Source organism: Kitasatospora sp. NPDC096128, from assembly GCF_040303105.1.
GTDB lineage: Bacteria > Actinomycetota > Actinomycetes > Streptomycetales > Streptomycetaceae > Kitasatospora.
The window spans coordinates 1-1239 of the sequence record NZ_JBEOSP010000127.1 but is presented as its reverse complement, the minus strand read 5'-3'; the positions used below and the strand labels follow the sequence as shown (position 1 = coordinate 1239).

1 protein-coding gene is annotated in these 1239 nt (G+C 67.8%); it reads right to left on the bottom strand.

Annotation, left to right across the window (positions count from 1 at the left end; translation table 11 throughout):
- The coding region (locus ABTY61_RS41880) for an acyltransferase domain-containing protein (protein WP_350510499.1) at window positions 1–1239 on the bottom strand (1239 nt) is incomplete at both ends.

Genomic DNA, 1239 nt, shown 5'->3' with positions numbered 1-1239 from the left:
TGGTCGGTGAGCCAGGGGTGGGTGTGCCGGGACAGGCGCCCACTGAACAGGACACCACCATCAGCCAGACCCGTGACCGCCCCCAACAACGGATGTCCGGAATCCTGCAGACCGAGCGCCGAAGCACCCGCCCCACCAGCCGGCGCCTCCAGCCAGTAACGACTGCGCTGGAACGCATACCCCGGCAGATCCACCAAACGCCCGGCCGGGAACAGCACCGACCAGTCCACACCCACACCGCACGCATACGCCGCCGCCAGCATCCCCAGCAACGAACGCGACTCACCCTGCCCACGCCGCAACGCCGGCGCCAGCACACCCTCCACACCCGACCCCGCCAGCGTCTGCTCGGCCATCGCCAGCAGCACACCATCAGGACCCAGCTCGAGGAACGCACCGACCCCAAGACCGCTCAAGGTCTCCACCGCGTCCGCGAAACGCACCGTCCCACGCACCTGACGCGGCCAGTACCCCGCATCCGCCAACTCGCCCGCACCGACCAGACCACCGGTCAACGTCGACACCAGCGGAATCACCGGCTCGCCGAACTCCAGCCCCGCGACGACCTGCTCGAACTCCTCGAGGAAACCCTCCATATGCGGCGAGTGGAACGCATGGCTGACCGTCAGACGCCTCGTACGGACACCACGGGCAGCCCAACCAGCAGCCACCTCCAGCACCGCGTCCTCGTCACCGGACACCACCACCGCACGCGGCCCGTTCACCGCCGCCACATCCACCCGGCCCGCGAAAGCGGCCAGCGACTCGCGAACCTCCGCCTCACCCGCCTCCACGGCCACCATCGCGCCGCCCGACCGCGCGCCCTGCATCAAACGACCACGCGCCGCGACCAGCACACACGCATCCGCAAGACCCAACAGCCCCGACACATGCGCCGCCGCCAACTCACCGATCGAATGCCCCGCCACGAAATCAGGCACGACACCGAACGACGAGACCAAACGGAACAGAGCCGTCTCCACCGCGAACAAAGCCGCCTGCGTGAACAACGTCTGATCCAACAGACCGGCCTCAGCCGACCCCTCGACAGCCCACATCACCTCACGCAGCGAACGACCCAACAAGCCGTCCAACTCCGCACACACCGCATCAAAAGCCTCAGCGAAAACGGGGAAGGACTCATACAACTCCCGGCCCATCCCCAGCCGCTGACTCCCCTGACCCGAGAACAGGAACGCAACCCCAGGCCGCGCACCACCGACACCACCACGCACCACA